Here is a 24,810-nt window from a genome sequence, read left to right as displayed (position 1 = left end):
TCATGAAGCGCTGCCATGGCACCTGCACCTAGAATCTGCGTTTGCCTCGTGTTTCCAAATATGCCCAAGATGCAAAAGCCTCAGATCAAACCCCGGATTCCAAACTTCTCTTCCGGTCCGTGCGCCAAGCGGCCGGGCTACGACGTCAGCCAGCTGGATTTATCCAGCCTGGGACGCTCTCACCGCTCAGCGCTCGGCAAGAAGATACTGGGTGCCTGCTGTGCGGAAACAGCCCGAATTCTGGGCCTGCCGAGCAACTATCGGGTCGCCATCGTCCCCGCCTCGGATACGGGCGCCGTGGAAATGACGATGTGGTCAATGCTCGGCGCTCGCGGCGTCGACATGCTGGCCTGGGAATCGTTTGGCTCCGGTTGGGTCACCGACGTGATGAAGCAGCTCAAGCTGCCCAATGCTCGCAAACTGGAAGCAGGCTACGGAGACATTGTCGATCTCAGCCAGGTAAATTTCGACAACGATGTCGTCTTCACCTGGAACGGCACGACGAGCGGTGTACGCGTGCCGAACGGTGACTGGATCCCAGACGACCGCAAGGGCCTGACGATCTGCGACGCAACCAGTGCTGTGTTCGCCATGGAACTGCCCTGGGAGAAGCTGGATGTGGTCACCTATTCCTGGCAGAAAGTGCTGGGCGGTGAGGGTGCCCACGGCATGTTGATTCTGGGTCCGCGGGCGGTAGAGCGCCTGGAAAGCTACAGCCCGCCCTGGCCGATGCCCAAGATCTTCCGCATGACCAGTGGCGGCAAGCTGAACGAGTCGCTGTTCAAGGGTGACACGATCAACACACCTTCCATGCTGTGTGCGGCCGACTACCTGGATGCACTGCAATGGTGCGAAAGCGTGGGAGGGGTGAAGGGCACCATCGCGCGTAGCCAAGCCAATCTGAAAGTGATTGAAGACTTCGTTGCCGCGCACCCTTGGATCAGCTTTCTTGCGAAAGACCCTGAAACACGCTCCAACACCAGCGTCTGCCTGCTTCTGGATCTGGCCGAAGACAAAGTGAAGGCCATGTTGAAGCTGCTGGAGGCCGAGGGCGTTGCCTACGATATCGGGGCCTATAAGGATGCCCCAGCCGGCATTCGCATATGGTGCGGCGCCACGGTGGAGAAAAGCGATCTGGAAGCGCTGATGCCCTGGCTGGCATGGGGATACGCGCAAGTGCAATAACCCCCTGATAGGCCCCTCTGAAACCGCTTCAGTGGGCGTCGCGAGAATGACTTTCGCAGCAGTTACGCCGCATGCCCTCACCCCCGTCCTCTCCAGGAGGGAGAGGGCATCTACCAGCGAGGCTCGTACCGATGTTCAGGATCAAGACATTCAACGCCATTTCCCCAAGAGGACTGGAGCGTTTCACCACCGAACGGTATCAGGTGGGCGATGCGACCGAGCAGCCGGATGCCTATCTGTTGCGAAGCCACAAGCTGCAGCGCGAGGCCACGCCCCGGTCTCTGCTGGCGGTGGCGCGAGCCGGGGCCGGTGTTAACAACATTCCGGTGAGCGACTACGGCCAGCAGGGTATCGTCGTTTTCAACACACCGGGCGCCAACGCCAATGCCGTGAAGGAATTGGTGCTGGCTGGCATGCTGCTGACCACGCGCGGCATCCTCCCAGGCATTGACTACGCGCGTTCGCTAGGTGCCATGACGGATTCAGCCGAAATGCACCAACTGCTCGAAAGGGAGAAATCCAGGTTCGCAGGCAGCGAACTGCGAGGCAAGACACTGGGCATTGTGGGTTTGGGCGCCATTGGCTCCATGGTGGCTGATACGGCGCTGGCTTTGGGCATGAAGGTACTGGGGTTCGACCCTGCGCTCTCGATCGATGCGGCATGGCGCCTTTCCAACGCCGTGCAGCGCATGGAAAACCTGGCTTCTTTGCTCGCACGCTCCGATTATGTAAGTCTGCATGTGCCGGCGCTGGAGAGCACGCGCCACATGATCGACGCGGCCGCCCTCGCCGCCCTGAAGCCCGGTGCGGTACTTCTCAATTTTGCGCGCGAAAGCATTGTGGACCCTGCAGCCGTGCTGCAAAGCCTGAACACTGGGCGCCTGGGTCGCTACGTGAGCGATTTTCCGGAGCCGGAACTGGTTCACCACGAAAGGGTGATTGCCACACCCCATATCGGCGCCAGCACCGAGGAATCTGAAGAGAACTGCGCCGTCATGGCGGCTGATCAGTTGATTGATTTTCTGGAGAACGGCCACATCGCCAATTCAGTCAACTACCCCGCCGTGCGGATGGACCGCACCAATGGCGCCACACGGCTGGCGATCGCCAATGAGAACGTATCTGGCGTGCTGGGAAGCGTGCTGTCGGTGTTGGCAGATGCCGAACTGAACGTAATCGACATGATCAACCGCAGCCGCGACACTCTGGCCTACAACCTGATTGATGTCGCCTCAAGACCCGATGATGCTGCAATTAACGCCATCGGGAGCATGGCTCATGTGATTCGGATGCGGGTGATATGAGCTGCTTGGGGCAGCAGACCTGCCCTTGACCCGTCCTTAGCCCGTCCTTAACCCGTCAGGCGCTCCATGGCTTCGCGGTATTTGGCCGCTGTTTCCTGAATGACCCGCTCGGGCAACACAGGGGCCGGCGGGGACTTGCTCCAAGGCTTGCCGTTCACCTGGGCTTGTTCAAGCCAGTCGCGCAGGAACTGCTTGTCGTAGCTGGGGGGTTGCTGCCTTCCTGGTAGCTGTCGGCGGGCCAGTAGCGCGAAGAGTCAGGCGTGAGCACTTCGTCCATCAAGACCAGTTCGCCGGCGTCGTCCAGCCCGAACTCGAATTTGGTGTCAGCAATGATGATGCCCTTTTTCAAGGCGATGGCGGCGGCGCGTTCATAGAGCTGGATGCTCACGTCGCGGATTTTTGAAGCGAGCTCCGGGCCGATCATTTCGACCGTGCGCTCGAAGGTGATGTTCTCGTCGTGCTCACCCACTTCAGCCTTGGCAGCAGGGGTATAGATGGAGTGTGGCAGCTTGCTGGCGTTGTTCAGCCCCTCGGGCAGCGGCACTCCGCACACGGAAAGGCTTTCCTGATATTCCTTCCAGCCGCTGCCGGCCAGATAGCCCCGGACCACCGCTTCCACGGGAATGGGCTTCAGGCGTTTGACCAGCATGCTCCGCCCAGCCACCTGTGCCACTTCGTCGGGTGCGACCACGCTCTCGGGCGTTTCTCCTGTCAGATGGTTCGGCACAATGTCTTTGAGGTGTTCAAACCACCACAACGCCATCTGGGTCAGCAACTGGCCCTTGCCCGGAATGGGCTCGCCCATGATGACATCGAAGGCGCTGATGCGGTCGCTGGCGACCATGAGGATGCGGTCGGTGCCGACGGCATAGTTGTCGCGCACCTTGCCGCGCGCAAGCAGGGGCAGGCTGTGCAGTTTGCTGGTGTGCAGGAGGGCGGGGGTGGTCATTTGGAACGTCCTTGGAACTGAATTGACAGGTCTTGTGCTGTCGACACTCCCGCGCAGGCGGGAATCCATATCTCTCTCAGCGCTGCCGTTGGTGTCGCCAGTGCGGAATGGCGCTTACTTAAGGCCAATGTGGCACCGCCGTGGGCATTTTGTAGGGGCGGCTTCAGCCGCGAACGCTTCGTTTTTCGCGAAAGCATCGCGTGCTGGAGGACCTTCGCGGCTGAAGCCGCTCCTACAAAGGCGGAACCTGTCGGCATAGTCATTCTTGACTTGAGGAAGACCTGACTAAAAAAGCTGCTGGCGCTTGTGCACAAGCATCAGCAGCTTTCTTAATTTCGAACCAGCGCTTGAGGCTTTAAATCACCTGCTGAGCCAGTTCGCCCTTGGCGTATTTCTCTGCCATGACTGAAAGCGGAATGCCCTTGATTTTGGCGCCCTGGCCTTCGCAACCGAACTCCAGGTAGCGCTGCTTGCAGATGGCCTTGGCAGCTTCGCGGGCGGGCTTCATCCACTCGCGCATGTCGAACTTGTCTGGATTTTCTGCCTGGAACTTGCGCACGGCGCCAGTCATGGCCAGACGGATGTCGGTGTCGATGTTGATCTTGCGCACGCCGTGCTTGATGGCTTCCTGGATCTCGGCCACCGGCACGCCATAGGTTTCCTTCATGTTGCCGCCGAACTGGTTGATGAGCGCAAGCAATTCCTGGGGTACCGAGGATGAACCGTGCATGACCAGGTGCGTGTTGGGAATTCGGGAGTGGATTTCCTTGACGCGGCCAATGGCCAGCACATCGCCCGTGGGCGGACGGGTAAATTTGTAAGCGCCGTGGCTGGTGCCGATGGCGATGGCCAGTGCATCGAGTTGAGTGGCCTTGACGAATTGCGCGGCCTCCTCAGGGTCGGTCAGCAATTGATCGTGGCTGAGCTTGCCGACGGCACCCACGCCGTCTTCCTCGCCGGCTTCACCGGTTTCCAGGCTGCCCAGGCAACCGAGTTCGCCTTCGACCGTGGCGCCCAGTTTGTGGGCCATGGCGACGACTTGCCTGGTCACGTCGACGTTGTAATCGAAGTCGGCGGGGGTCTTGCCGTCTGTCTTGAGGGATCCGTCCATCATGACCGAGCCGAAGCCCAGATCCAGGGCGCCCTGGCAGATGGCGGGGCTGGTGCCATGATCCTGGTGCATCACCAGGGGGATATGCGGATAGGCCTCGGCGGCAGCGGCGATCAGATGCTTGATGAAGCTCTCGCCCGCATACTTGCGCGCACCAGCACTGGCCTGGAGGATGACGGGAGCACCCACTTCGTCGGCGGCAGACATGACGGCCTGCACTTGCTCCAGATTGTTCACGTTGAAGGCCGGAATGCCGTAGTTGTTGGCTGCTGCGTGGTCGAGCAACTCGCGCATGGAGACAAGAGGCATGGTGGGGAACTCGTCTTATGAATGATGGTGAAAAGGGCTCGCCAAAGGAAAACCCTTGAGAACATAGCATTTTAACTGGGTACGCCTTGCCGTGCGCCACTTCGCGGTAATGCCCGGACTGGCACTCGCGATGGGACTACGAACACGCTCCTGAGGCGGATGGCACTTACTTTCGGGAAATGCGATTCAATCACCTCTATAGCTGTGAGCAGCTTTAGAAGGTGTCGTTAAAGTGGTTGGTGCAGCAGTGGCAATTGCTCCCTCTCCTTTCGGGAGAGGGTTGGGGTGAGGGGGCGCGCCCAAAGACAGTCTCAGATCATGCGCCGCTGCCCTCACCCTGGCCCTCTCCCGGAGGGAGAGGGAAGAAGAATGAGACCATTTTGCGACACCCCTTTAGCCGCTCCCACAAAAAATACCCATCTCTCCAAAAGGCATCGCTGACCTTTTGTGTTCGAGATGTAAGCTGTATACATTCCAGACACATGGATCCTCTATGCTTGTTCCACGCTTCATAAGCTGGCCAGCCCTATAGACACCGTGTGACTCAGTCCCGTTCAACTCCATTCACTCCTGCTGCGCTTCATCGCGGTGTGCTGCTGCTCGCCGTGGCCGGATTGGCCGCGTGCGCGCAACCCTTGCCGCCCCCAGGGTCGTCAACGGTGGCCGTTCCGACGCAATGGAGCATGGCGGAAGCCCTCCCCGATCAACCGCCGACCGACTTGGTCAGCTGGTGGGGGCGCTTTGGCGACGCAACGCTCAGCGCGCTGATCGAGGAGGCGTTGGGCCACAGTCCCACGGTGCAGTCGGCCGTGGCGGCGCTGCGGCAATCGCGCGCAATGGCAGGGGTGGCTGCCGCCAGCCTGGGCCCCTCGGCAAGTGGCTCAGGCTCGGCTCAGCGAAACTACAGCGACGCCCAAGGCTTTCGCAACAGCTTCGGACTGGGTCTGGATGCCAGCTGGGAGCCTGATCTTTTCGGGGGCACACGCGCTGGGGTGGAGGCTGCAGAGGCAGACGCTCGCGCAACCGAGATGGCATTGGTGAACGTGCAAGTGTCGCTGGCCGCGGAAGTCGCGCTGGCTTATATCGATCTCCGCAATCAGCAAGCGCGGCTGAAAATCGCGAGGGAAAACCTGGCTGCGCAAGATGACGCACTGCAGATTGCAAGTTGGCGCAACCAGGCCGGTCTGGTTTCATCGCTCGACGTGGAACTGGCCCGGGCCGCCGCAGAGCAGACTCGCGCCCAAGTGCCGCTTCTGCAAACTGCACTGTCTCAGACGCGAAACAGACTGGCAGTACTGACAGGGCGCGCCCCTGCGGATCTTGCCGCGCTGCCCGCTGCGCCCGTGCCCTTGCCTCCAGAGAATCTGGCCCTGGCTTTTCCCGCCGACACCTTGCGCCAGCGCCCGGACGTGCGGCAAGCCGAAGCACAAGTGCAGGCCGCCTACGCAAGAACGAAGCAGGCCGGCGCAGCACGTTACCCTTCATTGAGGCTGGGCGGATCGATCGGTCTGCAGTCGCTCACGCTGGGGTCGCTGCTCAACGGCTCCAGCGTCATCGGTTCATTGCTGGCGGGGCTGACACAACCCATTTTTGACGGCGGCGCGATCGCCGGCCGCTTGCAAGCCCAGGAAGCTGCGCTGGATCAAGCACGCGCGGCCTATGGTTCGCGCGTGCTGCAAGCGCTGCAAGACGTGGAAGACGCTCTTGCAGCGTTGCAGGGTGACCGAGTGCGCGAGGGCAGTCTGAACGCCGCAGCCACGGCGGCGCGCAACGCCGAACTGCTTGCGCGCCAACAGTACCAGGCCGGCCTGATCGATTTCAACACCGTGCTGCAATCGCAGCGCACGCTGCTCTCGGCGCAAGACGCGCAGGCTAGCGTGGCCGCCAGCCTGGCGGCTGACCACGTGCGGCTTTACAAGGCACTGGGGGGCGGATGGCCCCCGAGGCCGCAAGCGCCGCAGATGCCGCAGACACGGCCAACGCCAATACGATGCCCGCCACCGCGCGTTGAAACACCACATGACTGACGCAAGCCCTTCTCCTGCTGCACCCTCTCCCACCAGCATTGAGCAATTGCTGGGAAGCGACCGTCCCCCCGCTTGGTGGCGCCGGCCCTCGCTGTGGATCGGGCTCGCACTGTTGCTGGCCGCGGCTGCAGGCTGGTGGTGGTGGAGTCAACAGAAGTCGGCGCGCGCTGCGCCGGTGTATGTCACGGCACCCATTGAACGCGGCAACGTCACGCTCACGGTGACGGCAAACGGCACCCTGAAGCCGACTCGCTCGGTAGCGATCGGCAGTGAGTTGTCTGGCACGGTGAGCCGCGTGCTGGTGGACGTAAACGATCAGGTCAAAAAAGGCCAAGTGCTGCTCGAACTGGACCGTTCCAAGTTCCAGGATACCGTGACGCGGGCCCAGGCAGCGCTCGCTGCTGCGCAAGCAGGGCTGGCTCAGAATGAAGCCACTGCGAGCGAGGCACGCGCCACTTTGAACCGCTTTGAAGAGGTTGCCCGCCTGTCGGGCGGGCGAGTGCCCTCGGCGACAGAACTGGACAGCGCCCGCGCGACAGTGGCACGGGCGGTGGCCAGCACCAGCAACGCTCGCGCCCAGGTCTCGCAGGCACGCGCCACGCTTTCCACCGAGGAGACCAACCTCTCCAAGGCCTCCATTCGTTCGCCCATCGACGGCGTGGTGCTGGCCCGCACGGTCGATCCTGGCAATGCGGTGGCAGCCTCCCTTCAGGCCGTCACGCTGTTTACGCTGGGGGAAGATCTGCGTCAGATGGTTCTGGAAGCCAGCGTGGACGAGGCGGACGTGGGTTCGGTGCAGAAGGGCCAGCGCGCGAGCTTCACGGTGAGCGCCTTCCCTAACCGACCATACCCGGCGCTGGTCGATCGCGTGTCTTTTGGCTCCACGACCACCAACAACGTGGTCACTTATACCGCCAAGCTGAACGTTGAGAACAGCGATCTGAGCCTGCGCCCTGGCATGACCGCCACGGCCACCATCATTGCCATCGAACGCCAGGGTGTACTGCGGGTGCCCAACACCGCCTTGCGTTTTTCACCCGTCAGCCAAAGTGCTGCGCAGGCTGCAGCGGCCACAAGTGGCAGCCTGGTTTCCCGCATGATGCCTCGCCCGCCGCAAGGCGCGGCCCGCCGTCCGCGCGATTCCGGCGCCGCACCCGCCGCCGACCAACAGCGCCAAATCTGGATCTTGCGCGATCAGCAGCCAACTGCGGTCATGGTGCAGGCGGGAATTTCCGACGGCCGCCACACCGAGGTGAGCAGCCCGGAATTGAGTGAGGGCGATCTTGTGATCACCGACCAAAGGACAGGACCTTGACGCGCGCGGGTCCACTTTCGGCAAATGCGCTCTGACCATGACTGACACCACTCCCATGATTCGCCTGCGTGGCGTGACCAAACGCTATGGCGAAGGCGCGACGGCTTTCCTGGCGCTCAAAGGCGTCGACCTGGACATTCAGCGCGGGGAGTTCGTGGCCATCATGGGTCCCAGCGGCTCGGGGAAATCCACCGCCATGAACACTCTGGGTTGCCTGGACCGGCCGACGGGCGGTGAATACCTGTTCATGGGTGCGCATGTTGAATCACTTTCGCGCGACGAGCGCGCGCGCATCAGACGGCGCTACTTCGGTTTCGTGTTCCAAGGCTTCAACCTCCTGGCGCGAACCAGCGCCCAGGAAAATGTCGAGCTCCCACTGCTCTACAGGGGCGAGCCCGCCGGGCGTCGTCATGCCGCCGCTGCGAAGGCCCTGGAATCGGTCGGATTGAAGGGCTGGGAACACCACACGCCGGCAGAGCTCTCGGGTGGGCAGCAGCAGCGTGTAGCCATCGCGAGAGCCATTGTCACCGAGCCAGCCGTGTTGTTGGCCGACGAACCAACCGGCAACCTGGACACCCGGCGCAGCCACGAGATCATGGAACTTCTCTCGCGCCTGAACAGCGAGGAGGGGATTACGGTACTGATGGTGACGCACGAGTCGGAAATGGCGGCCTATGCTCATCGTATCGTGCGCTTTGTCGACGGGCAGGTGGCCAGTGACGTGCTCAATTCAGAGCCCACGCAGCCTGGCAGCTTCACGCCAGCAGGCAGCATGGAGGCTGGCTGATGCTGTGGAATACGCTCCTCTTGGCACTTCGCTCGATCCGCCGCAATCTGCTGCGATCATTCCTGACCGTGCTGGGGATTGTGATCGGCGTTTCAGCGGTCATCACGATGGTGACACTCGGCCGCGGTGCCACGCAGGCGGTGCAGAACCAGATCTCCAGCCTGGGCACCAACTTGCTGATGATCCGCCCCGGACAGCGCATGGGCCCTGGCAGTGGCGGTGTTACTGCGCCTCCTTTCAAAGCCAGTGATGCCGATCTGATCGCCTCGCAGATCTCTGGAATTACCGCCGTCGCTCCGGAAGCGCGCTCTTCCACCACCCTGGTGGCCGGAGGGCAGAACTGGACCAGCAGCGTGATCGGATCCACCAATGCCTGGATGCAGACCGGCAACTGGGCGTTGTCCGCAGGCCGCCCTTTCACGGATGCCGAACTCAACGCCGGTGCCGCAGTGTGCCTGATTGGCTCCACCATCCAGCGCCAGCTCTACGGCGGCACTGATCCGGTGGGGCAGCAGCTTCGGGTGGGAAAAGTACCTTGCCAGGTGGTCGGCCTTTTCCAGAGCAAGGGCCAGGGCTCGTTCGGTAATGATCAGGACGAGGTGGTGCTGATGCCCCTCAAGACCTTGCAGCGGCGCCTCACTGGCAACACCAATGTGAACACGTTGCTGGTCTCACTGGACCCGGAGAGCGATGCCGATCGCGTCAAGTCGAGCCTCACCCAACTTTTGCGCGAATCCCGCAAGCTGGCCAGCGGCGACGACGACAACTTCAACGTGCTCGATACCAAGCAACTGGCCGACACACTCTCAGGCACTACGCAGGTCATGACGGCGCTGCTGGGCGCGGTGGCTGCCGTGAGCTTGCTGGTGGGGGGCATTGGCGTGATGAACATCATGCTGGTGAGCGTGACCGAGCGCACGCGCGAGATCGGGCTGCGCCTGGCCATTGGGGCCCTTGAGCGCGAGGTGCTGCTGCAGTTTCTCATCGAGGCCGTGGTGCTGGCCAGCCTGGGCGGCCTGATTGGCGTCGTACTGGCCACGGGCGCCTCAGTGTTGCTGGCGCAACTGATGCAGGTGCCCTATGTGTTCCAGCCTGGCATCAATCTGCTTTCATTCGTTTTTGCGGCGGGTGTGGGTGTTCTTTTTGGGTATTTTCCGGCGCAACGGGCAGCGCGGATGGACCCTATTGAGGCACTGCGGCATGAGTGAGCGGGTTTCGGCGCTCGGTCTCTGGTGTGCTGGTTTGACCTTTGGCGCTTGTTTTCTATGCAAACGCTGCAACTGCCGAGCGGGAGCTCGGCGATCCCAGGAGCGCGCCTGAAAGATTCAGGCGCGCGATCAGGAAAAAAGCTAGCTGGAAACGTTAGCCGACGCGGCAGATTTTGAGCATGTTGGTACCACCGGGCGCGCCCATGGGTTCGCCGCAGGTAATGGCGTAGACGTCGCCCTTTTCCACCACACCCTGGCGCTTCAAATGACCCTCAGCCTGCGCCAGGGCTTCGTCGCGGTGGGCGCTGGTGTCCATGAGCATGGGACGCACGTTGCGGTACAGCGCCATTTTGCGCTGGGTGCCGATCTTGGGTGTCAGCGCGTAAATGGGAATGTTCACGCGGTGGCGGCTCATCCACAGCGCTGTGGAGCCGGAATCCGTGAGCGCGACAATCGCTTTCGCACCCAGATGGTTGGCGGTAAAAAGCGCACCCATGGCAATGGATTGGTCAATGCGCTCGAAGGTCTGTCCGGTGAAATCGGCATCAAGCTCGACGGGATCGTGCGCTTCGGCGGCTTCGCAGATTTGTGCCATTTGCTGCACGGTTTCAAGCGGGTACTTGCCGGCCGCGGTTTCAGCGCTCAGCATGACGGCATCCGTGCCGTCGAGTACGGCATTGGCCACATCGCTCACCTCGGCGCGGGTGGGCACCGGGTTGGTGATCATGCTCTCCATCATCTGCGTGGCGGTGATGACTAGCTTGTCGTGTGCGCGCGCCATGCGGATCATCATTTTCTGCAAGGCAGGCACGGCTGCGTTGCCCACTTCGACAGCCAGGTCTCCACGGGCCACCATGATGCCGTCGCTGACGGCCAGAATTTCGGCCAGCTTCGGAATAGCCTCGGCGCGCTCGATTTTGGCAATCAGGTAAGGCTTGTGGCGATATTCCGCAGCTGCGACGGTACACAGCTGGCGCGCCATTTCCATGTCGGTGGCGTTCTTGGGGAAGCTCACGGCCACATAATCGGCCTGGAAGCTCATCGCGGTCTTGATGTCTTCCATGTCCTTGGCGGTGAGGGCTGGCGCGGTCAAGCCACCGCCCTGTTTGTTAATGCCCTTGTTGTTGGAAAGCTCACCGCCGAGTTTCACGATGGTGTGGACGGCATCACCGCGTACGGCGTCCACGGTGAGCACAATGAGCCCATCGTTCAGCAGCAGCACATCGCCGGGCTTCACATCGCGCGGCAGTTCTTTGTAGTCGAGCCCGACACCATTCACGTCGCCCGGTTCCTTGCGGCTGGCGTCGAGCACGAAGGGGGCGCCAGGCACCAGCAAGACCTTGCCTTCCGCGAACTTGCCTACCCGGATCTTGGGGCCTTGAAGGTCCGCCATGATGGCAACTTCACGACCAGCCCTCTCGGAGGCTTCACGCACCAGACGTGCACGTTCAATGTGGTCTTCGGCTTTGCCGTGGCTGAAGTTGAGGCGCACTACATTGACGCCAGCACGGATCATTTCTTCCAGGAGAGCGGGGTCGCTGGATGCGGGGCCGAGCGTGGCTACGATTTTGGTGGCGCGATGGGTCATGACAGGCTTTTCCTTGGCTAACTAGTGCACATGCATTCTGGCATGGCTGAGTGGCAAGGACGTGTCTGGCGGAAAGATGAGCCGGATCAATAAGGTTACGCGCCTGCGGCTCTCTGGGCCAAGATCTCGAAGGCGGGCAGAGTCTTGCCTTCGAGCACCTCCAGGAAGGCGCCACCGCCCGTGGAGATATAGCCAACATCCTTTTCAATGCCATATTTGGCGATGGCAGCGAGTGTGTCGCCACCGCCTGCAATGCTGAAGGCGGACGATTCAGCAATGGCGCGGGCAATGGTTTTGGTGCCGTTTTCAAAGGACGCCATTTCGAACACGCCCACGGGGCCATTCCAGACGATGGTGCCGGCCGCTTTCAGCTGGGTGGCCAGCCGCTCGGCGGTTTCGGGGCCAATGTCCAGGATCATGTCGTCGGACTCAACTTCGCTGGACTTCTTCACTGCAGCAGGGGCATCCGCCTTGAATTCCTTGGCAGTGACCACATCGGACGGAATGGGCACTTCTGCGCCGCGCTGCTTCATGAGTTCGATCACTGACTTGGCCTGATCCAGCAGGTCAGGCTCGGCCAGCGACTTGCCAATGGGCAGGCCCGCAGCGAGCATGAACGTATTGGCGATGCCGCCACCCACGATGAGTTGATCCACCTTGGAGGCCAGCGCTTGCAAAATGGTGAGCTTGGTGCTGACTTTGCTGCCAGCGACGATTGCCACCAGCGGGCGCTTTGGATGCGCCAACGCCTTTTGCAGCGCATCAAGCTCGGCAGCCAGCAGCGGGCCGGCACAGGCGATGGGTGCAAACCGGGCCATACCATGGGTGGTGGCTTCGGCGCGGTGTGCGGTACCGAAGGCATCATTCACGTAAATATCGCAAAGCGCTGCCATTTTTCGTGAAAGCGCTTCATCGTTCTTCTTTTCGCCCTTGTTGCAGCGGCAGTTTTCCAGCAACACCACTTGACCGGGGGCCACCTGAACACCGTCGGTCCAGTTGCTGACGAGGGGAACAGGGCGACCCAGCAACTCGCTTAGGCGTTCAGCGACAGGGGCCAGTGAATCTTCGGGGCGCACCTCCCCTTCAGTCGGACGGCCCAGGTGGCTGGTGACCATGACAGCGGCGCCTGCATCCAGAGCCTGCTGAATGCAGGGAACGCTGGCGCGGATGCGCGTGTCTTCGGTGATGCGGCCTGCATCATCCTGGGGCACGTTGAGATCGGCGCGAATGAAGACGCGCTGGCCTTTGGCCTTGCCTTGGGTGCAAAGATCGGAGAAGCGAATGACGTTCATGATGGTAATGGTGAGTCAGGTCGAATGACGGGGGAACCAGCGTTGGGTCGGGCCGCGCACGGCTTCGATGCGCTCAAGCCAACCTGGGAGCCTGTTCAACCTTTGAATTTTAGGCCGACTACCAGCCTAACCCAAGGCGCAACGGCAGGTACACCGCCAGACCGACCGCCATGGTCGCAGGAAGCACCAGACTGAACTGGCGGCGCCAGAAATAGAACAGGGCAGCCACCACGGCGGCCAGCACACGGGCGTCGCGCCACGGTGTTGCCAGCGCACCGTCGAGCATCACGATGTCGGGCGTGATCACGGCCGTGAGCGCGGCGATGGGGGCGTATTGCAGACCACGTTGCGCCCAGTAAGGCACCTTCCACTCCCGCTCCGAAATAAAGAAAAAGCTGCGTGCAACTACGGTAATGACCGTCAGGCCCACGATCACCAGCAATGTCCAGGCATCGGTCTCAGCCATGATTTCCCCTGTCATCAGCATTGGACTGCCGGTCTGGCGAAGTTCGACTGTAGGGCTCAATCAGCAAGCATACGGCCACGGCGACGACAATGGCGGCCACAATGTTCAGCCGATACGGCAGGCCGTACACAGCCACCGCCGCTGCGCCTGCCACCACCGCCGATAGCGCGCGCAACCGGTTGGTTGCCAGCGAACACGCGACGCCCAGCAGCGCGAGAATGCCCGCGAACTCAAGTCCCCAGCGGGCGGGCAACGCATTACCCAAAAAGATGCCCAGCAAGCTCATAAACTGCCAGGTAACCCAGTTGGTGGAGTTGCCGCCCCACAAATAAGCCATCTGGGCGCGGCGCTGGGTGTCGGTCTGCGCCGGTTTTGGAAAACGGCTCGTGAAGAGCACGTAGGTGACGTCGCCCGTGAAATACCCCAGGTACATGCGCTTGACCCTGGGCAGGAACATGAGGTAATCACGCAAGTGCAGACTGAACACCACAAAGCGCAGGTTGACGCAGAACGCGGTCGCCAGGATCACCCATAGTGGCGCACTGGCTGCGATCAGCGGCAGGGCCGCCAGCTGCGCACTGCCAGCAAACACCAGCAGGGACATGAGCACCGCCTCGGTCAGCGACATGCCGGACTTGACCATGGCCACGCCGGTCATGAAGGACCAGGCCGAAAGCCCGATCGAGACGCCGGCCATATCTCGCGCGCCAACCCAGTACAGAGGATGCCGGGCGGTGTGGGCGATGGCATCGACCCGACGGGAGAGCCAGTTGCCCAGACGGGCGCGTGGCGTCAGCCCCGGTGGCAGTGGCATGCTCATGCCGCCAGCTCACCGAGTTGATCGCCCACGGCCAGAGTGAAGCCGCGCAGGAAGTCGGCTGCGGGCAGTCGCTTGCCACCCGCGCGTTGCAGCTCGGTCAAACACAGCACACCGGTGCCGCATTGCACGAAGATGCCTGTCGAGTCGATGCTCAGAACGCGGCCTGGCTCGCTGGTCGTCAGCGGCGCCTCCGGGAAGGCCTCCAATGTTGCACTCCAGACTTTGACCTGGGCGCCATGAGCCGACGTTCCAGCGCCAGGAAACGGGTTGAACGCGCGTATGCGGCGCTCGATCACCTCAGACGCTTGAGTCCAATCGATGGCGGCCTCTTGCTTTTCGATCTTGTGCGCGTAGGTGATGCCTTGCTGCGGCTGCGGCACAGGCTGAAAACCACCGCAGGCCGCCAGCTCCAGTGCCTCTACGATCAACCTGCCCCCCAGCGCAGCCAGCTTGTCATGCAGCGCACCCGTGGTGTCGCGCGATGTGATGGGCAATTTTTCGATCAGCAGCATGTCGCCCGTGTCGAGCCCTGCGTCCATCTGCATGATGGTGACACCGGTCTCCGTGTCGCCGGCTTCTATGGCGCGGTGAATGGGCGCTGCGCCACGCCAGCGCGGCAGCAGGCTGGCGTGGATGTTCAGGCACCCAAGCCAAGGCAAGGACCCTTCGCGCCGCACAGGGAGTCCATCGAGTACCCATTGCGGCAAGATGAGCCCGTAGGCGGCAACCACCAGCACGTCTGGATCAGCGGCTTGGAGGGCGGCACGCGCCTCTTCGGCGTCCTGAGGATATTTACCGTCCAGCCGCAGGCTGCGCGGCTGCGCCACCGGAATGTTGTGCTCCAGCGCGAATTGCTTGACGGGCGAAGCCTGTAGCTTCATGCCGCGACCAGCCGGACGGTCAGGCTGTGTCAGGACAAGCGGAATACTGAAGCCGGCCGCATGCAAACGCTGTAGTGCCACGCTGGCAAATTCTGGCGTTCCGGCAAACGCAACTTTCATGGGGGAAGACATTTATATTTTTTAGATAGTGAGACCAGGTTCGCGCCAGACTCCAAACGCTGTCAGCCGTGAGACCCCTCAGAGGTTGTATTAAAAGTGATTCTGACGCCTAGCTTGGCCGCCCTCCGAACATCCCCGCAGATGCTTTCCCATCGTCATCCCCGCGCAGGCGGGGATCCAGGCAACGGTGGATAGGCCCCCTGGATTCCCGCCTGCGCGGGAATGACGAAGAAGGAGGCAAGTACGACGACTAAAGAACCAAAAATGACTTTTGCGGTACCCACCGCACACCCCGCCTACTTCCGGCGCGAAACGCGCAACGCCAACAGAGCCTAATGACTTCTCATCGTGCGGGTTCATGGGGCTCCGGCATGGGCTCATCACCCACACTGTAGCCGCGCACAATGCCTTGTGGGTCGACATCAATGAAAAGCAGGCGCCAGACCGGGCCGTCAGCGTAACGCCAGACCCAAATGCGACCTTTGAAATTGTGAACCCCTTCGGTTCGCGCCGGCGGACCATATTCACGCAGAATTTCGTCGCGCGTCCAGCGGTTGGGCACAATGCGCTGAGGGAACAGGCCTTCGTTGAGGACTTGCTCCGCGCGCACCAGACGCCCAGTCGCATCAAAATCGACGTTATAGACGAGCTGCCCGGCGGGCTGCATGGAGTACTGTAGACGCTCGCCGTCTGCCAAGGGATAACGCGCGGTAGGCGAACCAAGGGCCTCCAGCACTTGAGGCTCGCGGCGTGCCGGCAGCGATTTTTTCAGGGTTGGCGGCACACCCGACCAAGATCGCAGCCACGGCCAGCAGCATCGTAGCCCCAAAGGTGCGCGCGGCCGACATCATCACGCGCTCTCCTGGTGCTCCCGGCGTTCTTGCTTTTCCTGCTTTTCCTGCTTCAACAGCTTTGTCTTGATACGCCCCTGCTTGAGCGGCGAAAGGTACTGGACAAAGACCTTGCCCATGAGGTGGTCCATTTCGTGCTGGATGCATACAGCCAGCAGGTCTTCAGCCTCAATCTCGCGGGAACGCCCTTCAGCATCCAGGGCACGCACCTTGACTCGCGCCGCGCGCTCGACACCGTCATAGATACCGGGAACCGACAGGCAGCCTTCATCGCCCTTCAGGCGCTCCTCACTGGCCCAGACCAATTCAGGATTGATCAGCACCAGGGGCTCGTTGCGCTCTTCCGACGTGTCGATGACGATGAGGCGCTCGTGCACGTCCACCTGTGTGGCGGCAAGGCCGATGCCTTTGGCGTCGTACATGGTCTCGAACATGTCGGCTATCAGCGAGCGGATACGGGCGTCTACGGCCTCCACTGGTCTTGCGACCTTGTGCAGGCGAGAATCGGGATAACGGAGAATGGGAAGGAGTGCCATGTGCAAAGCAGGAAGATGTAGTTATTTTCGCTATTTTTCAAGGTTTGTGCTGGCGCCTTCGCCTATTTTCATTGCCCGCCAAAGGGTTGGATGCAAGAATGTCCGGTAGCCTGTCATGTCTTTTGCCTAGCCACAACAAAATGAAACACAGTTTTACGCCCCCTCAAGGATGGCGCAGCGCATTGGCTCTGGGCTGGCTGACGTTGCTGCCGAGTGCCATGGCCATGGCCCAGCAAGGCCCCAACTACCCAGTGACCGCCGCACAGCGGAGCATGGCCGCGCAAGTGGCACAGGCCGGCGTCCCCCTGTCAGAGCTTGCACCCGATGCGCCGGACGAATACACGGTGCGTCGTGGAGACACGCTTTGGGGGATTTCTAGCCGCTTTCTGCGCTCGCCCTGGCGCTGGCCTGCCCTGTGGGGCATCAACATGGATCAGATTCGGAATCCGCATCTGATCTACCCCGGGCAGCAGCTCTATCTGGATCGCTCGGGCGACCGTGCTCGCCTGCGAGTGCGCGGCAGCGCAGAAGGCGAAGTTGGCGCCACGGTACGCGTGTCGCCTCGCAACCGCATCGAACTGCTGGGTGGAGGCCCATTGCCCACGCTCCAGCCGCACCTGATCGAGCCCTTCCTCTCCGAGCCCCTGGTGGTGGACGACGCCACCTTCGAGCAAGCGCCGCGCATTGTGGCTACCAACAGCGAGCGGCGCGTGCTGCTGGCCTCGGGTGACCGTGCCTACGTCCGTGGGCCCGCCGACGCACCCTTGCTGCTGGGACCGGACTTACCGAAGCGTTTTCGCGTCTTCCGAAACGCCACGCCACTGAAAGACCCCGTCTCACGGGAAATCCTCGGATACGAAGGCCAGTATGTAGGCAGCGCCGAACTGGTCAGCGGCGAAGGTGAGGCCTACGACACGAGCTCCGACGCGACCGACGAGCCACTTCGCCCGCCTCGGATGCCGGCAGCCGGCTACCATGACGGCCCCGCCCTGATCAGCAAGGATCAGCGCCCGAAGTTGCCGGTGCCCGCCACCATTACCGTGCTGGCCAACAAAGAGGAAATGCGCACCGGCGACAGACTCCTGCCCGAGCCACCGCGCGAGTTTCGCAGCTACATGCCGCACGCTCCCAGCATTCCAGTTGAAGCCCGTGTGGTGTCGGTCTACGGCAGTGCCGTGCGCTACGCCGCGCAAAACCAGGTGGTGGTGATCAACAAGGGGCTGCGTGACGGCATCGAGAACGGCCATGTGCTGGAGCTGCGCTCTACAGGCCCGCAAGTGCTCGACAAGACCCTGTCGGAGGGCGGCGAACTGATTCAGCTCCCCGATGAGCGTAACGGCGTGGCTTTGGTTTTCCGACCGTTCGAGCGAGTGTCCTACGCCTTGGTGATGGAGATCACCGATCCGGTTGAGGTGGGCGACAAGTTGGTCAATCCTCGCTGAATGCCCTCGGTCGCGGAACGAGAGGAGTTGGCCGCCTGGTTGCGGCTGACCATGACGTCGGGCGTTGGCAACGATAGCGCGCGCAAATTGCTGGCGGCCTTTGGGCTGCCTCAGGCCATTTTTCAGCAAAGCGCAGCTGCGTTGAGACAAGTCGTGACCGATCGCCAGGCCAGCGCCTTGACCAAGGAGCCTCCCAAGCTTGAGGAACAACTGCAGCTCACCCTGGACTGGCTGGCCGGCCAGGAAGACGGGCCCGATCGGCGGATCGTTACCCTGGGGGACCCCGGTTACCCGGAAAGCCTGCTGACGATCGAAGACCCACCCTTGATGCTGTACCTGCTGGGAGGTCGCCCAGCTTCCGGCTCAGATGGCCTCGCACAGCAGCCGGTGACCCGGCCATCGCGTTCGCTGGCCATTGTAGGCAGCCGCAATCCTACGCCGCAGGGCAAGTTGAATGCGCACCAGTTCGCGCATGCTTTTGCAAAGGCGGGCCTCACGGTGGTCTCGGGGCTTGCGCTGGGCGTGGATGCGGCCGCGCACGAAGGGGCACTGGAAGGTGGCCAGCAGAGCGAGGGGGCAGACCCCGGCGCGCCTATCACGATCGCCGTGATTGGTACCGGCATTGATCGGGTCTACCCACGCCAGCACCTCGATCTCGCACACCGCATCGCACGGCATGGGCTCATTGTCAGTGAGTATCCGGTGGGTACCTCACCACTGCCCGGCAATTTTCCGAAGCGCAACCGGCTGATCTCAGGATTGGCGCAGGGCACGTTGGTGGTCGAAGCGGCCCTGCAATCGGGCTCCCTCATCACTGCTCGTTTGGCCAGCGAGCAGGGCAAGGAAGTTTTCGCCATCCCGGGGTCGATTCACGGCACACAGTCACGCGGCTGCCACGCCCTGATCAAGCAGGGTGCCAAGCTGGTCGAGAGCGCACAGGATGTGCTGGAGGAGCTGCGTTGGCCAACCACCGCAAGTTTCACCGTGACGCCGCCGCCCCCGGCCACGGGAACCGCTGACGATTCCGGATTGCTGATGGCGCTCGGAGCCGACCCAGCCAGCCTGGACGCCCTGCAGGCGCGCACCGGGTTGCCCACTGCCACATTGCAGGCAAGGCTGCTTGAATTGGAGCTAGACGGCCGAGTGGGCCGTTTGCCCGGCGGATTGTTTCAGCGACTCGGGCATGCCTGAGAGCCTGTTCAAAGTCTCTCAGGAGGGAGCCAATTTTTTCAGGGCCTCACGCGTGGCGCGCACAGTCAGCGCCTCGTCCTCCACTGGCACCAGCAGGCCGGCCTGCAGGTAGGAGGCCAGTCGGCGGGTTTGCACCAGATAGCTCTTGCCCGGACTTGACGCAAACAGATGCAACTGACCACGCTGGCTACGCCACACATACTGCACTTGCACCACCCCTCCGGACAGCTCCAGCACGAACCACGCACCCAGTTCCAGCTCGCGCGCCCATGCCAGGGAGCCCGCACCGGGCTTTGAACCACCACTGGAAATAACCTCCAGCGCCGCGGCATCAACACCGGACATCATCTCAATCAGCCCGGGGTCGAGCAACACATCCCCGTCTGCATCGTTGGACACGACATCCTCCAGACCGGTCAAACCTCGTGCCAACTCTTCCAGCGTGTCGGCAGACATGCCCTCCGCACGGGAAACAAAGGCCTGCATGACGGCGTCGTTGACCAGTTTGATGTGCTGATCCTGCGCATCCACCGGCATGGCAAGGGTGGCCATGCCCTCACGCAAGGTGTGGAGCAAAGAAGGCAACTGCAGCACCACACGGCTACGATCGGCGCGCGCGGCCTTGGCACTGACCGACCACAGAAGATCAGCCGCCGCCTGCTTGTAGCGCAAAGTCTGCTCATGCTGGGAGCCCAGCCGAACAGCCGCCAGCGCCAGCACCTCCGCCCAGACGCGGAACAGGAACTCGCGAACTTCTTCGCCCACTGGCACCGATGACAGCATCTTGCGAAGCTCGATGGTGTACTGGATCGACAACGCCTCCTTCTGCTCCACCTGCTGCGCCAAGGTTGCCGCCTGCGTGGTACTGCCTTGCGTGAGTGAACGACCCAGGAATTTTTTGAACTCTTCGAACACCAGTTGGTAGACGCGCCGGCCAGTTTCCGGGTACTGCTCGATCACCTGCACGATACGCTTGATCTCGCGCTCGAGTTGGCTGCCAGCAATGTCTCCGGCATCGAACCCCAGCGCGCATGCGCCCATGCGGTCGATCAGCTGCCGCGCCGGATGCTCCACCGAGGCAAAGAAATCCGGCTCTGCCAAAGCCAACCGCAGCACGGGAATCTGCAAACGCGCAAACCAGACCCGCACCGTGGCCGGAATACGCTCTTCCGCAAGGATCGCCTGAAACATCAGCGCCACGATCTCGATAATCGCCTTCTCACTAGGCCTCTCGGCCTTGGCCTTCAGTTCGTTGGCCCGCTCCCACAGCCGCTTCGCCGCCACCTCGACGCTCACCGGAACCACCATGGTGACCGGCTCACCACCTGGCTTCATTTCGTGGGTGGCAGCGAATGGGTCGCGCTGCTCGAGCAACGCCCGGGCCAGAGGAGGCGAGGGCGGATCTGGAAGCAAGCTGGTATCGTTATCTCCCAGCACCGTATTCGCATCGTCAGGTGATGCTGATGGCGCTGGCGACGCTGGTGAAGGCTGCGCCAAATGCCCTGCATCGGCGCTCCAGGATCTACCCGATCCCGGCAAATTTTCTTCGGTTCCCCGATCGGCCAACAAGCGCCGCACTTGGCCGAGGACATCCCGGGCTCGCTGACGCGCGCGGCCCAGAGGCGTACCCATGGACATGGCCCGCGCCTCCATACCTTCTCGAGCCACGGGAGAATGGGTATCGCCCACACTGTTTTCGAACTCGGCTCTTGCGTCAAGACGCATGGCTGAGCCCCGATCTCCATGGGAGTTCTGAACTCCGCCGCCGGAATCCTCCGCCCGCTTGACCATGGGCTTCAGATCAATGTCAGCCATTCCCCCCTGCTGGATCAGAAACTCATTGACCCCTTGATAGGCCTCGGTCATGCGCGTGGCCAACACAGCCCGCACGCTCTCGTGCACCAGAGCCCACATTTCTCGGGAGAGACCGCACTCCACCCAGGCTTTTATAAGCAAGCTTGCGAGCACCTCGGGTCGGAACACGTCATCGCCAGACAATTCCCGGCCACCCTCCAACCGCTGGATGCGCAGGCGCAGATCGTTGAGTTCCCAATGCGCGGTTTCCTGAACACCCAGGCTGAGACGCGAGGCGAGAATCTCCCGCTCAACCACTTCGTCGTCCAGCAGTTCCAGTTTTTGGCGCTGGCCGGCAGGTGAACTGGCAACGGTCTCGTCCTTCAGGGCTATGCGCCAGCCCTGAACGGCAGACGCCGCCCAGCGCTTGCTTTCGGCCGCGAAAATCCGCGAGGCGTCCATCGCTAGGCGTGCCTTTTCAAGTGAAGAGGCGCTGCTGCTTTGAGAAAGTTCAGCCAGCAGTTGCTGAATGGGAGCGACCAAGTCCGCGAACAGGGGCTCGAGCACCTGAGCAAACTGCTCGCGCGCCTGCCAAGCCAGTTGGCGATCAGGCGTTAGCGGCTGCGAAGACGTGGACATGGGTGATTTGCTCGGCCACTAAAAGGCCTCAACCTAGTATCGCACGCGGCAAACACGAGGGCCTTGGTTTTCGACTTCGGCGCTCCATAAACGGTGGTCTCCCAGGAAGACGTTACACCACGGCGCCCGCATTGGGATCATTCTGATCCCCGTCACGGCGATTCGGTTTGATCAGGTCCTCACGCTTGACGCCCAGCCACATGGCAATGGCTGCCGCCACGAACACTGAGGAATAAATGCCGAACAAAATGCCAATGGTCAGTGCCATGGCAAAGTAGTGCAGCGCCTCGCCACCGAACAGCAGCATCGCCAGCACCATCACCTGCGTGGAGCCGTGGGTGATGATAGTGCGACTGATGTTGGCAGTAATGCCATGGTCAATGACCTCAATGGGGGTCATCTTGCGAAAGCGCCGGAAAGCCTCTCGGATACGGTCAAAAATCACCACCGACTCGTTCACCGAATAACCCAGAACCGCCAAGATAGCCGCCAGCACCGACAGCGAGAACTCCCACTGAAAGAACGCGAAGAAGCCCATGATGATCACGACGTCATGGAGGTTGGCGATGATACCGGCCACCGCATACTTCCACTCGAAGCGCACCGCCAAGTAGATCATGATGCCAATGATCACGAAGGCGAGCGCCTTCAGGCCGTCAACCGCCAGTTCCTGGCCCACCTGCGGCCCCACAAATTCCGTACGGCGCATCTCGACATCGGGCGTGACCGCTCTGAGCGCTTCCAGCACCTGAGCGCTCTGCTGTGCGGAGGTCTGATCCTTGAGCACAGGCAAGCGGATCATGACGTCGCGGGAAGTGCCGAAATTCTGCACCAGCACTTCGCCATAGCCCATGGAGGACACCGTTTCACGCACCTTGACCAGGTCGGCGGGCTGGCTGTAGGCGACCTCCATGACGGTACCGCCCGTGAACTCCACCGACAGGTGCAGCCCACGAGTGACCAGGAAAAACACGGCCAGTGCAAAGGTGAGGAAAGAAATCACGTTGAAAATCAACGCGTGCTTCATGAACGGGATGTCCCGCTTGATCCTGAAAAATTCCATGACTTGGTCTTCCCTTACGCTGACTTCCCGGGTTTTTCCAACGCTTGCGCCTCAGGCTCGGGCCGCCACACGGTGCCGATAGACACAGACTTGAGCTTCTTCTGACCGCCATACCAAAGGTTCACCAACCCGCGTGAGAAGAACACGGCCGAGAACATGGAGGTAAGAATACCGATGCAATGCACCACGGCGAAACCTCGAACCGGGCCAGATCCAAATGCCAGCAGAGCCAAACCTGCGATCAGCGAAGTGACGTTGGAGTCGAGAATGGTGGCCCAGGCGCGGTCATAACCAGCGAAGATAGCCCCCTGCGGCGAGGCACCAGCGCGCAGCTCTTCGCGAATACGCTCGTTAATCAGCACGTTGGCATCAATTGCCATACCCAGCGCCAGTGCCATCGCCGCCATGCCAGGCAAGGTGAGCGTGGCTTGTAGCATGGAGAGCGTGGCCACCAGCAAAAGCAGGTTAAATGAAAGCGCTATGGCCGAGAACACGCCAAAAAGCGCGTAGTAGACCATCATGAAGATCGCAATAGCGACGAAGCCCCAAAACACGCTGTTGAAGCCCTTGCTGATGTTTTCCGCACCGAGGCTCGGTCCAATGGTGCGCTCCTCGATGATCTCCATAGGCGCGGCCAGAGAACCGGCGCGCAGCAGCAGCGCGAGGTCGTTGGCCTCTGCGACGGTCATGGAGCCAGAAATCTGGAACCGGTTGCCGAGTTCGCCCTGAATGACCGGCGCGGTCAGCGCCTCGCCCTTGCCCTTTTCGAACAAGATGATGGCCATGCGCTTTTTCAGGTTCTCGCGGCTGGTGTCGCGCATGATGCGGCCACCTTTGGCGTCCACGGTCAGATCGACCTTGGGCTGCTGCGTCTGAGAATCAAACCCAGGTTGGGCGTCCGTCAGGCTGTCTCCTGTGATGATGACCTGACGCTTGACAATGACAGGGCGGCCGTCGCGCTGCATGAATCGCTCGGATCCAAAAGGCACGGGGCCGTTGCTGAGCTCGGCCGCCTGGCCTTCGGCGCTTTCGTCGACCAGCCGCATTTCCAGCGTGGCGGTACGACCCAGGATATCCTTGGCCTTGGCGGTATCTTGCACCCCAGGCAGCTGGACCACAACGCGGTCGGCACCTTGCTGCTGAATCACTGGTTCCGCCACGCCCAGTTCATTGACCCGGTTGTGCAAGGTGGTAATGTTCTGCTTGATGGCCTGATCCTGCACCTTGCGCAGCGCCTCAGGCTTGAAGGTGGCCACCAGCGTGGGGTCGGAGCCGGTGCCAGGGGTAAGTTGCAGATCAGTGAGCTGATCGGTAATCACGCGGCGCGCTGCCTCCAGCGTAGCCGCATCGCGGGCCCGAATTTCGATGGTCTGGCCCTCACGGCTGATGCCGCCGTGGCGCACGTCCTTCTCGCGCAGTGCCAACCGGATGTCGCTGGCAAGCGTATCCAGTCGCTTGGTCAGCGCCGTGCGCATGTCCACCTGGAGCATGAAATGCACCCCGCCCCGTAGATCAAGGCCCAGGTACATCGGCTTGGCATGCAAGGCTGACAGCCAGGCGGGCGAGCGTGACACCAGGTTGAGTGCCACGATGTAGGCGGCATCGGATGGGTCTGGCACCAAAGCGCTCTGGATCGCGTCCTTGGCCTTGAGCTGGTCGTCGGTATTGGTGAACCGCGCACGCACCGAGCCGGCGTCCAGCGTGATCATGTCCGGCTCCAGGCTGGCTGCCTTCAGCGCCTGCTCAACGCGCTCCTGCGTAGAAGTGTCGATCTTCGTGGAGGTCTTGCCAGCCGACACCTGCACTGCCGGGGCCTCGCCGAACAGATTGGGCAGGGCGTAGATAGCCGCCACCAGCAACGCGACGACGATGACGGCGTATTTCCATAACGGATAACGGTTCATGGGAAGAGACTCGAACTATCGGCAGCCA

General features: G+C 61.8%; 19 protein-coding genes and 1 pseudogene. 8 read left to right on the top strand and 12 right to left on the bottom strand.

The features are described from left to right. Positions 1-69 precede the first annotated feature (69 nt). Both AAAK34_RS02660 and AAAK34_RS02655 read left to right on the top strand, forming a co-directional pair. Positions 70-1,185 (top strand): phosphoserine transaminase, encoded by a 1,116-nt coding sequence (locus AAAK34_RS02660; protein WP_231696625.1) that lies wholly within the window; start codon positions 70-72, stop codon positions 1,183-1,185. A 131-nt stretch (positions 1,186-1,316) separates the two neighbouring features. Continuing rightward, complete coding sequence (locus AAAK34_RS02655; protein ID WP_231696624.1) at positions 1,317-2,489, top strand: 3-phosphoglycerate dehydrogenase family protein; 1,173 nt, start codon at positions 1,317-1,319, stop codon at positions 2,487-2,489. 47 nt (positions 2,490-2,536) lie between these two features. Here the strand turns inward: AAAK34_RS02655 and AAAK34_RS02650 are convergent. Together AAAK34_RS02650 and fba are read right to left on the bottom strand one after the other, a co-directional pair. Beyond that, a pseudogene (locus tag AAAK34_RS02650) lies at positions 2,537-3,438 on the bottom strand (phosphoribosylaminoimidazolesuccinocarboxamide synthase). Between the two features lie 355 nt (positions 3,439-3,793). Beyond that, positions 3,794-4,858 carry a class II fructose-bisphosphate aldolase gene (fba, locus tag AAAK34_RS02645; protein ID WP_231696622.1) on the bottom strand — a complete coding sequence of 355 codons (1,065 nt, stop codon included), beginning with the start codon at positions 4,856-4,858 and terminating at the stop codon, positions 3,794-3,796. A gap of 539 nt (positions 4,859-5,397) precedes the next feature. Between fba and AAAK34_RS02640 the strand changes: the two genes are divergently transcribed. From AAAK34_RS02640 to AAAK34_RS02625, 4 genes are read left to right on the top strand one after another with little or no spacing between them, the layout of a single operon-like run. Beyond that, positions 5,398-6,885, top strand: coding sequence for an efflux transporter outer membrane subunit (locus tag AAAK34_RS02640; RefSeq protein ID WP_431777713.1), 1,488 nt, complete (start codon positions 5,398-5,400; stop codon positions 6,883-6,885). Beyond that, positions 6,878-8,200: an efflux RND transporter periplasmic adaptor subunit gene (locus AAAK34_RS02635; protein WP_231696620.1), complete on the top strand. Its 1,323-nt coding sequence runs from the start codon at positions 6,878-6,880 to the stop codon at positions 8,198-8,200. Before AAAK34_RS02640 ends, AAAK34_RS02635 begins: the two co-directional genes overlap by 8 nt. A 37-nt stretch (positions 8,201-8,237) precedes the next feature. Beyond that, on the top strand, positions 8,238-8,987 hold the full coding sequence (locus AAAK34_RS02630; protein WP_431777712.1) for an ABC transporter ATP-binding protein: 750 nt from the start codon (positions 8,238-8,240) through the stop codon (positions 8,985-8,987). Then, complete coding sequence (locus AAAK34_RS02625) at positions 8,987-10,195, top strand: ABC transporter permease (protein WP_231696619.1); 1,209 nt, start codon at positions 8,987-8,989, stop codon at positions 10,193-10,195. Before AAAK34_RS02630 ends, AAAK34_RS02625 begins: the two co-directional genes overlap by 1 nt. Positions 10,196-10,349: 154 nt before the next feature. Here the strand turns inward: AAAK34_RS02625 and pyk are convergent, their stop codons facing one another. From pyk to def, 7 genes are all read right to left on the bottom strand, one after another. Continuing rightward, a complete protein-coding gene (pyk, locus tag AAAK34_RS02620; RefSeq protein ID WP_231696618.1) occupies positions 10,350-11,783 on the bottom strand; it encodes a pyruvate kinase in 1,434 nt (477 codons plus the stop codon). Between the two features lie 95 nt (positions 11,784-11,878). Then, the gene (locus AAAK34_RS02615; protein ID WP_231696617.1) at positions 11,879-13,075 is read right to left on the bottom strand and encodes a phosphoglycerate kinase; all 1,197 of its coding nucleotides are present in this window, start codon (positions 13,073-13,075) and stop codon (positions 11,879-11,881) included. A gap of 118 nt (positions 13,076-13,193) precedes the next feature. Next, positions 13,194-13,541 carry an AzlD domain-containing protein gene (locus tag AAAK34_RS02610; protein WP_231696616.1) on the bottom strand — a complete coding sequence of 116 codons (348 nt, stop codon included), beginning with the start codon at positions 13,539-13,541 and terminating at the stop codon, positions 13,194-13,196. Next, a complete protein-coding gene (locus tag AAAK34_RS02605) occupies positions 13,534-14,238 on the bottom strand; it encodes an AzlC family ABC transporter permease (protein ID WP_231696662.1) in 705 nt (234 codons plus the stop codon). The genes AAAK34_RS02610 and AAAK34_RS02605 overlap by 8 nt, the downstream gene beginning before the upstream one ends. Positions 14,239-14,357: 119 nt before the next feature. Then, the gene (gene fmt / locus AAAK34_RS02600; protein ID WP_231696661.1) at positions 14,358-15,362 is read right to left on the bottom strand and encodes a methionyl-tRNA formyltransferase; all 1,005 of its coding nucleotides are present in this window, start codon (positions 15,360-15,362) and stop codon (positions 14,358-14,360) included. 343 nt (positions 15,363-15,705) lie between these two features. Next, on the bottom strand, positions 15,706-16,146 hold the full coding sequence (locus AAAK34_RS02595; RefSeq protein WP_431777711.1) for a hypothetical protein: 441 nt from the start codon (positions 16,144-16,146) through the stop codon (positions 15,706-15,708). Positions 16,147-16,212: 66 nt separating this feature from the next. Continuing rightward, positions 16,213-16,749 carry a peptide deformylase gene (gene def, locus AAAK34_RS02590; protein WP_231696614.1) on the bottom strand — a complete coding sequence of 179 codons (537 nt, stop codon included), beginning with the start codon at positions 16,747-16,749 and terminating at the stop codon, positions 16,213-16,215. 140 nt (positions 16,750-16,889) lie between these two features. Between def and AAAK34_RS02585 the strand changes: the two genes are divergently transcribed. Both AAAK34_RS02585 and dprA read left to right on the top strand, forming a co-directional pair. Then, the gene (locus tag AAAK34_RS02585; RefSeq protein ID WP_431777710.1) at positions 16,890-18,191 is read left to right on the top strand and encodes a LysM peptidoglycan-binding domain-containing protein; all 1,302 of its coding nucleotides are present in this window, start codon (positions 16,890-16,892) and stop codon (positions 18,189-18,191) included. Next, on the top strand, positions 18,192-19,382 hold the full coding sequence (gene dprA, locus AAAK34_RS02580) for a DNA-processing protein DprA (protein WP_231696613.1): 1,191 nt from the start codon (positions 18,192-18,194) through the stop codon (positions 19,380-19,382). A gap of 18 nt (positions 19,383-19,400) precedes the next feature. Here the strand turns inward: dprA and AAAK34_RS02575 are convergent, their stop codons facing one another. The 3 genes from AAAK34_RS02575 to secD all read right to left on the bottom strand — a co-directional run bounded on the left by AAAK34_RS02575 (position 19,401) and on the right by secD (position 24,782). Next, a complete protein-coding gene (locus AAAK34_RS02575; RefSeq protein WP_231696612.1) occupies positions 19,401-21,815 on the bottom strand; it encodes a DUF1631 family protein in 2,415 nt (804 codons plus the stop codon). A 112-nt stretch (positions 21,816-21,927) separates the two neighbouring features. Continuing rightward, a complete protein-coding gene (gene secF, locus AAAK34_RS02570; protein ID WP_231696611.1) occupies positions 21,928-22,878 on the bottom strand; it encodes a protein translocase subunit SecF in 951 nt (316 codons plus the stop codon). A gap of 14 nt (positions 22,879-22,892) precedes the next feature. Next, positions 22,893-24,782 (bottom strand): protein translocase subunit SecD, encoded by a 1,890-nt coding sequence (gene secD / locus AAAK34_RS02565; RefSeq protein WP_231696610.1) that lies wholly within the window; start codon positions 24,780-24,782, stop codon positions 22,893-22,895. Positions 24,783-24,810: the final 28 nt, after the last annotated feature.

It is taken from the genome of Ottowia caeni, assembly GCF_050821495.1.
In the GTDB taxonomy this organism is placed as follows: Bacteria; Pseudomonadota; Gammaproteobacteria; order Burkholderiales; family Burkholderiaceae_C; genus Ottowia; species Ottowia caeni.
Note: the sequence above shows the minus strand (reverse complement) of the source record. Positions and strands in the feature narration are given on the sequence as shown.

Excerpts from the sequence above, each read along its gene's own strand:
- AAAK34_RS02635 (WP_231696620.1), top strand. The coding sequence starts at position 6,878 with ATGACTGACGCAAGCCCTTCTCCTGCTGCACCCTCTCCCACCAGCATT.
- AAAK34_RS02630 (WP_431777712.1), top strand. The coding sequence starts at position 8,238 with ATGACTGACACCACTCCCATGATTCGCCTGCGTGGCGTGACCAAACGC.
- AAAK34_RS02585 (WP_431777710.1), top strand. The coding sequence starts at position 16,890 with ATGAAACACAGTTTTACGCCCCCTCAAGGATGGCGCAGCGCATTGGCT.
- AAAK34_RS02615 (WP_231696617.1), bottom strand. The coding sequence starts at position 13,075 with ATGAACGTCATTCGCTTCTCCGATCTTTGCACCCAAGGCAAGGCCAAA.
- secD (WP_231696610.1), bottom strand. The coding sequence starts at position 24,782 with ATGAACCGTTATCCGTTATGGAAATACGCCGTCATCGTCGTCGCGTTG.
- fba (WP_231696622.1), bottom strand. The coding sequence starts at position 4,858 with ATGCCTCTTGTCTCCATGCGCGAGTTGCTCGACCACGCAGCAGCCAAC.
- def (WP_231696614.1), bottom strand. The coding sequence starts at position 16,749 with ATGGCACTCCTTCCCATTCTCCGTTATCCCGATTCTCGCCTGCACAAG.
- dprA (WP_231696613.1), top strand. The coding sequence starts at position 18,192 with ATGCCCTCGGTCGCGGAACGAGAGGAGTTGGCCGCCTGGTTGCGGCTG.
- AAAK34_RS02610 (WP_231696616.1), bottom strand. The coding sequence starts at position 13,541 with ATGGCTGAGACCGATGCCTGGACATTGCTGGTGATCGTGGGCCTGACG.
- AAAK34_RS02660 (WP_231696625.1), top strand. The coding sequence starts at position 70 with ATGCAAAAGCCTCAGATCAAACCCCGGATTCCAAACTTCTCTTCCGGT.
- AAAK34_RS02625 (WP_231696619.1), top strand. The coding sequence starts at position 8,987 with ATGCTGTGGAATACGCTCCTCTTGGCACTTCGCTCGATCCGCCGCAAT.
- pyk (WP_231696618.1), bottom strand. The coding sequence starts at position 11,783 with ATGACCCATCGCGCCACCAAAATCGTAGCCACGCTCGGCCCCGCATCC.
- AAAK34_RS02575 (WP_231696612.1), bottom strand. The coding sequence starts at position 21,815 with ATGTCCACGTCTTCGCAGCCGCTAACGCCTGATCGCCAACTGGCTTGG.
- fmt (WP_231696661.1), bottom strand. The coding sequence starts at position 15,362 with ATGAAAGTTGCGTTTGCCGGAACGCCAGAATTTGCCAGCGTGGCACTA.
- secF (WP_231696611.1), bottom strand. The coding sequence starts at position 22,878 with ATGGAATTTTTCAGGATCAAGCGGGACATCCCGTTCATGAAGCACGCG.
- AAAK34_RS02605 (WP_231696662.1), bottom strand. The coding sequence starts at position 14,238 with ATGGCCGGCGTCTCGATCGGGCTTTCGGCCTGGTCCTTCATGACCGGC.
- AAAK34_RS02655 (WP_231696624.1), top strand. The coding sequence starts at position 1,317 with ATGTTCAGGATCAAGACATTCAACGCCATTTCCCCAAGAGGACTGGAG.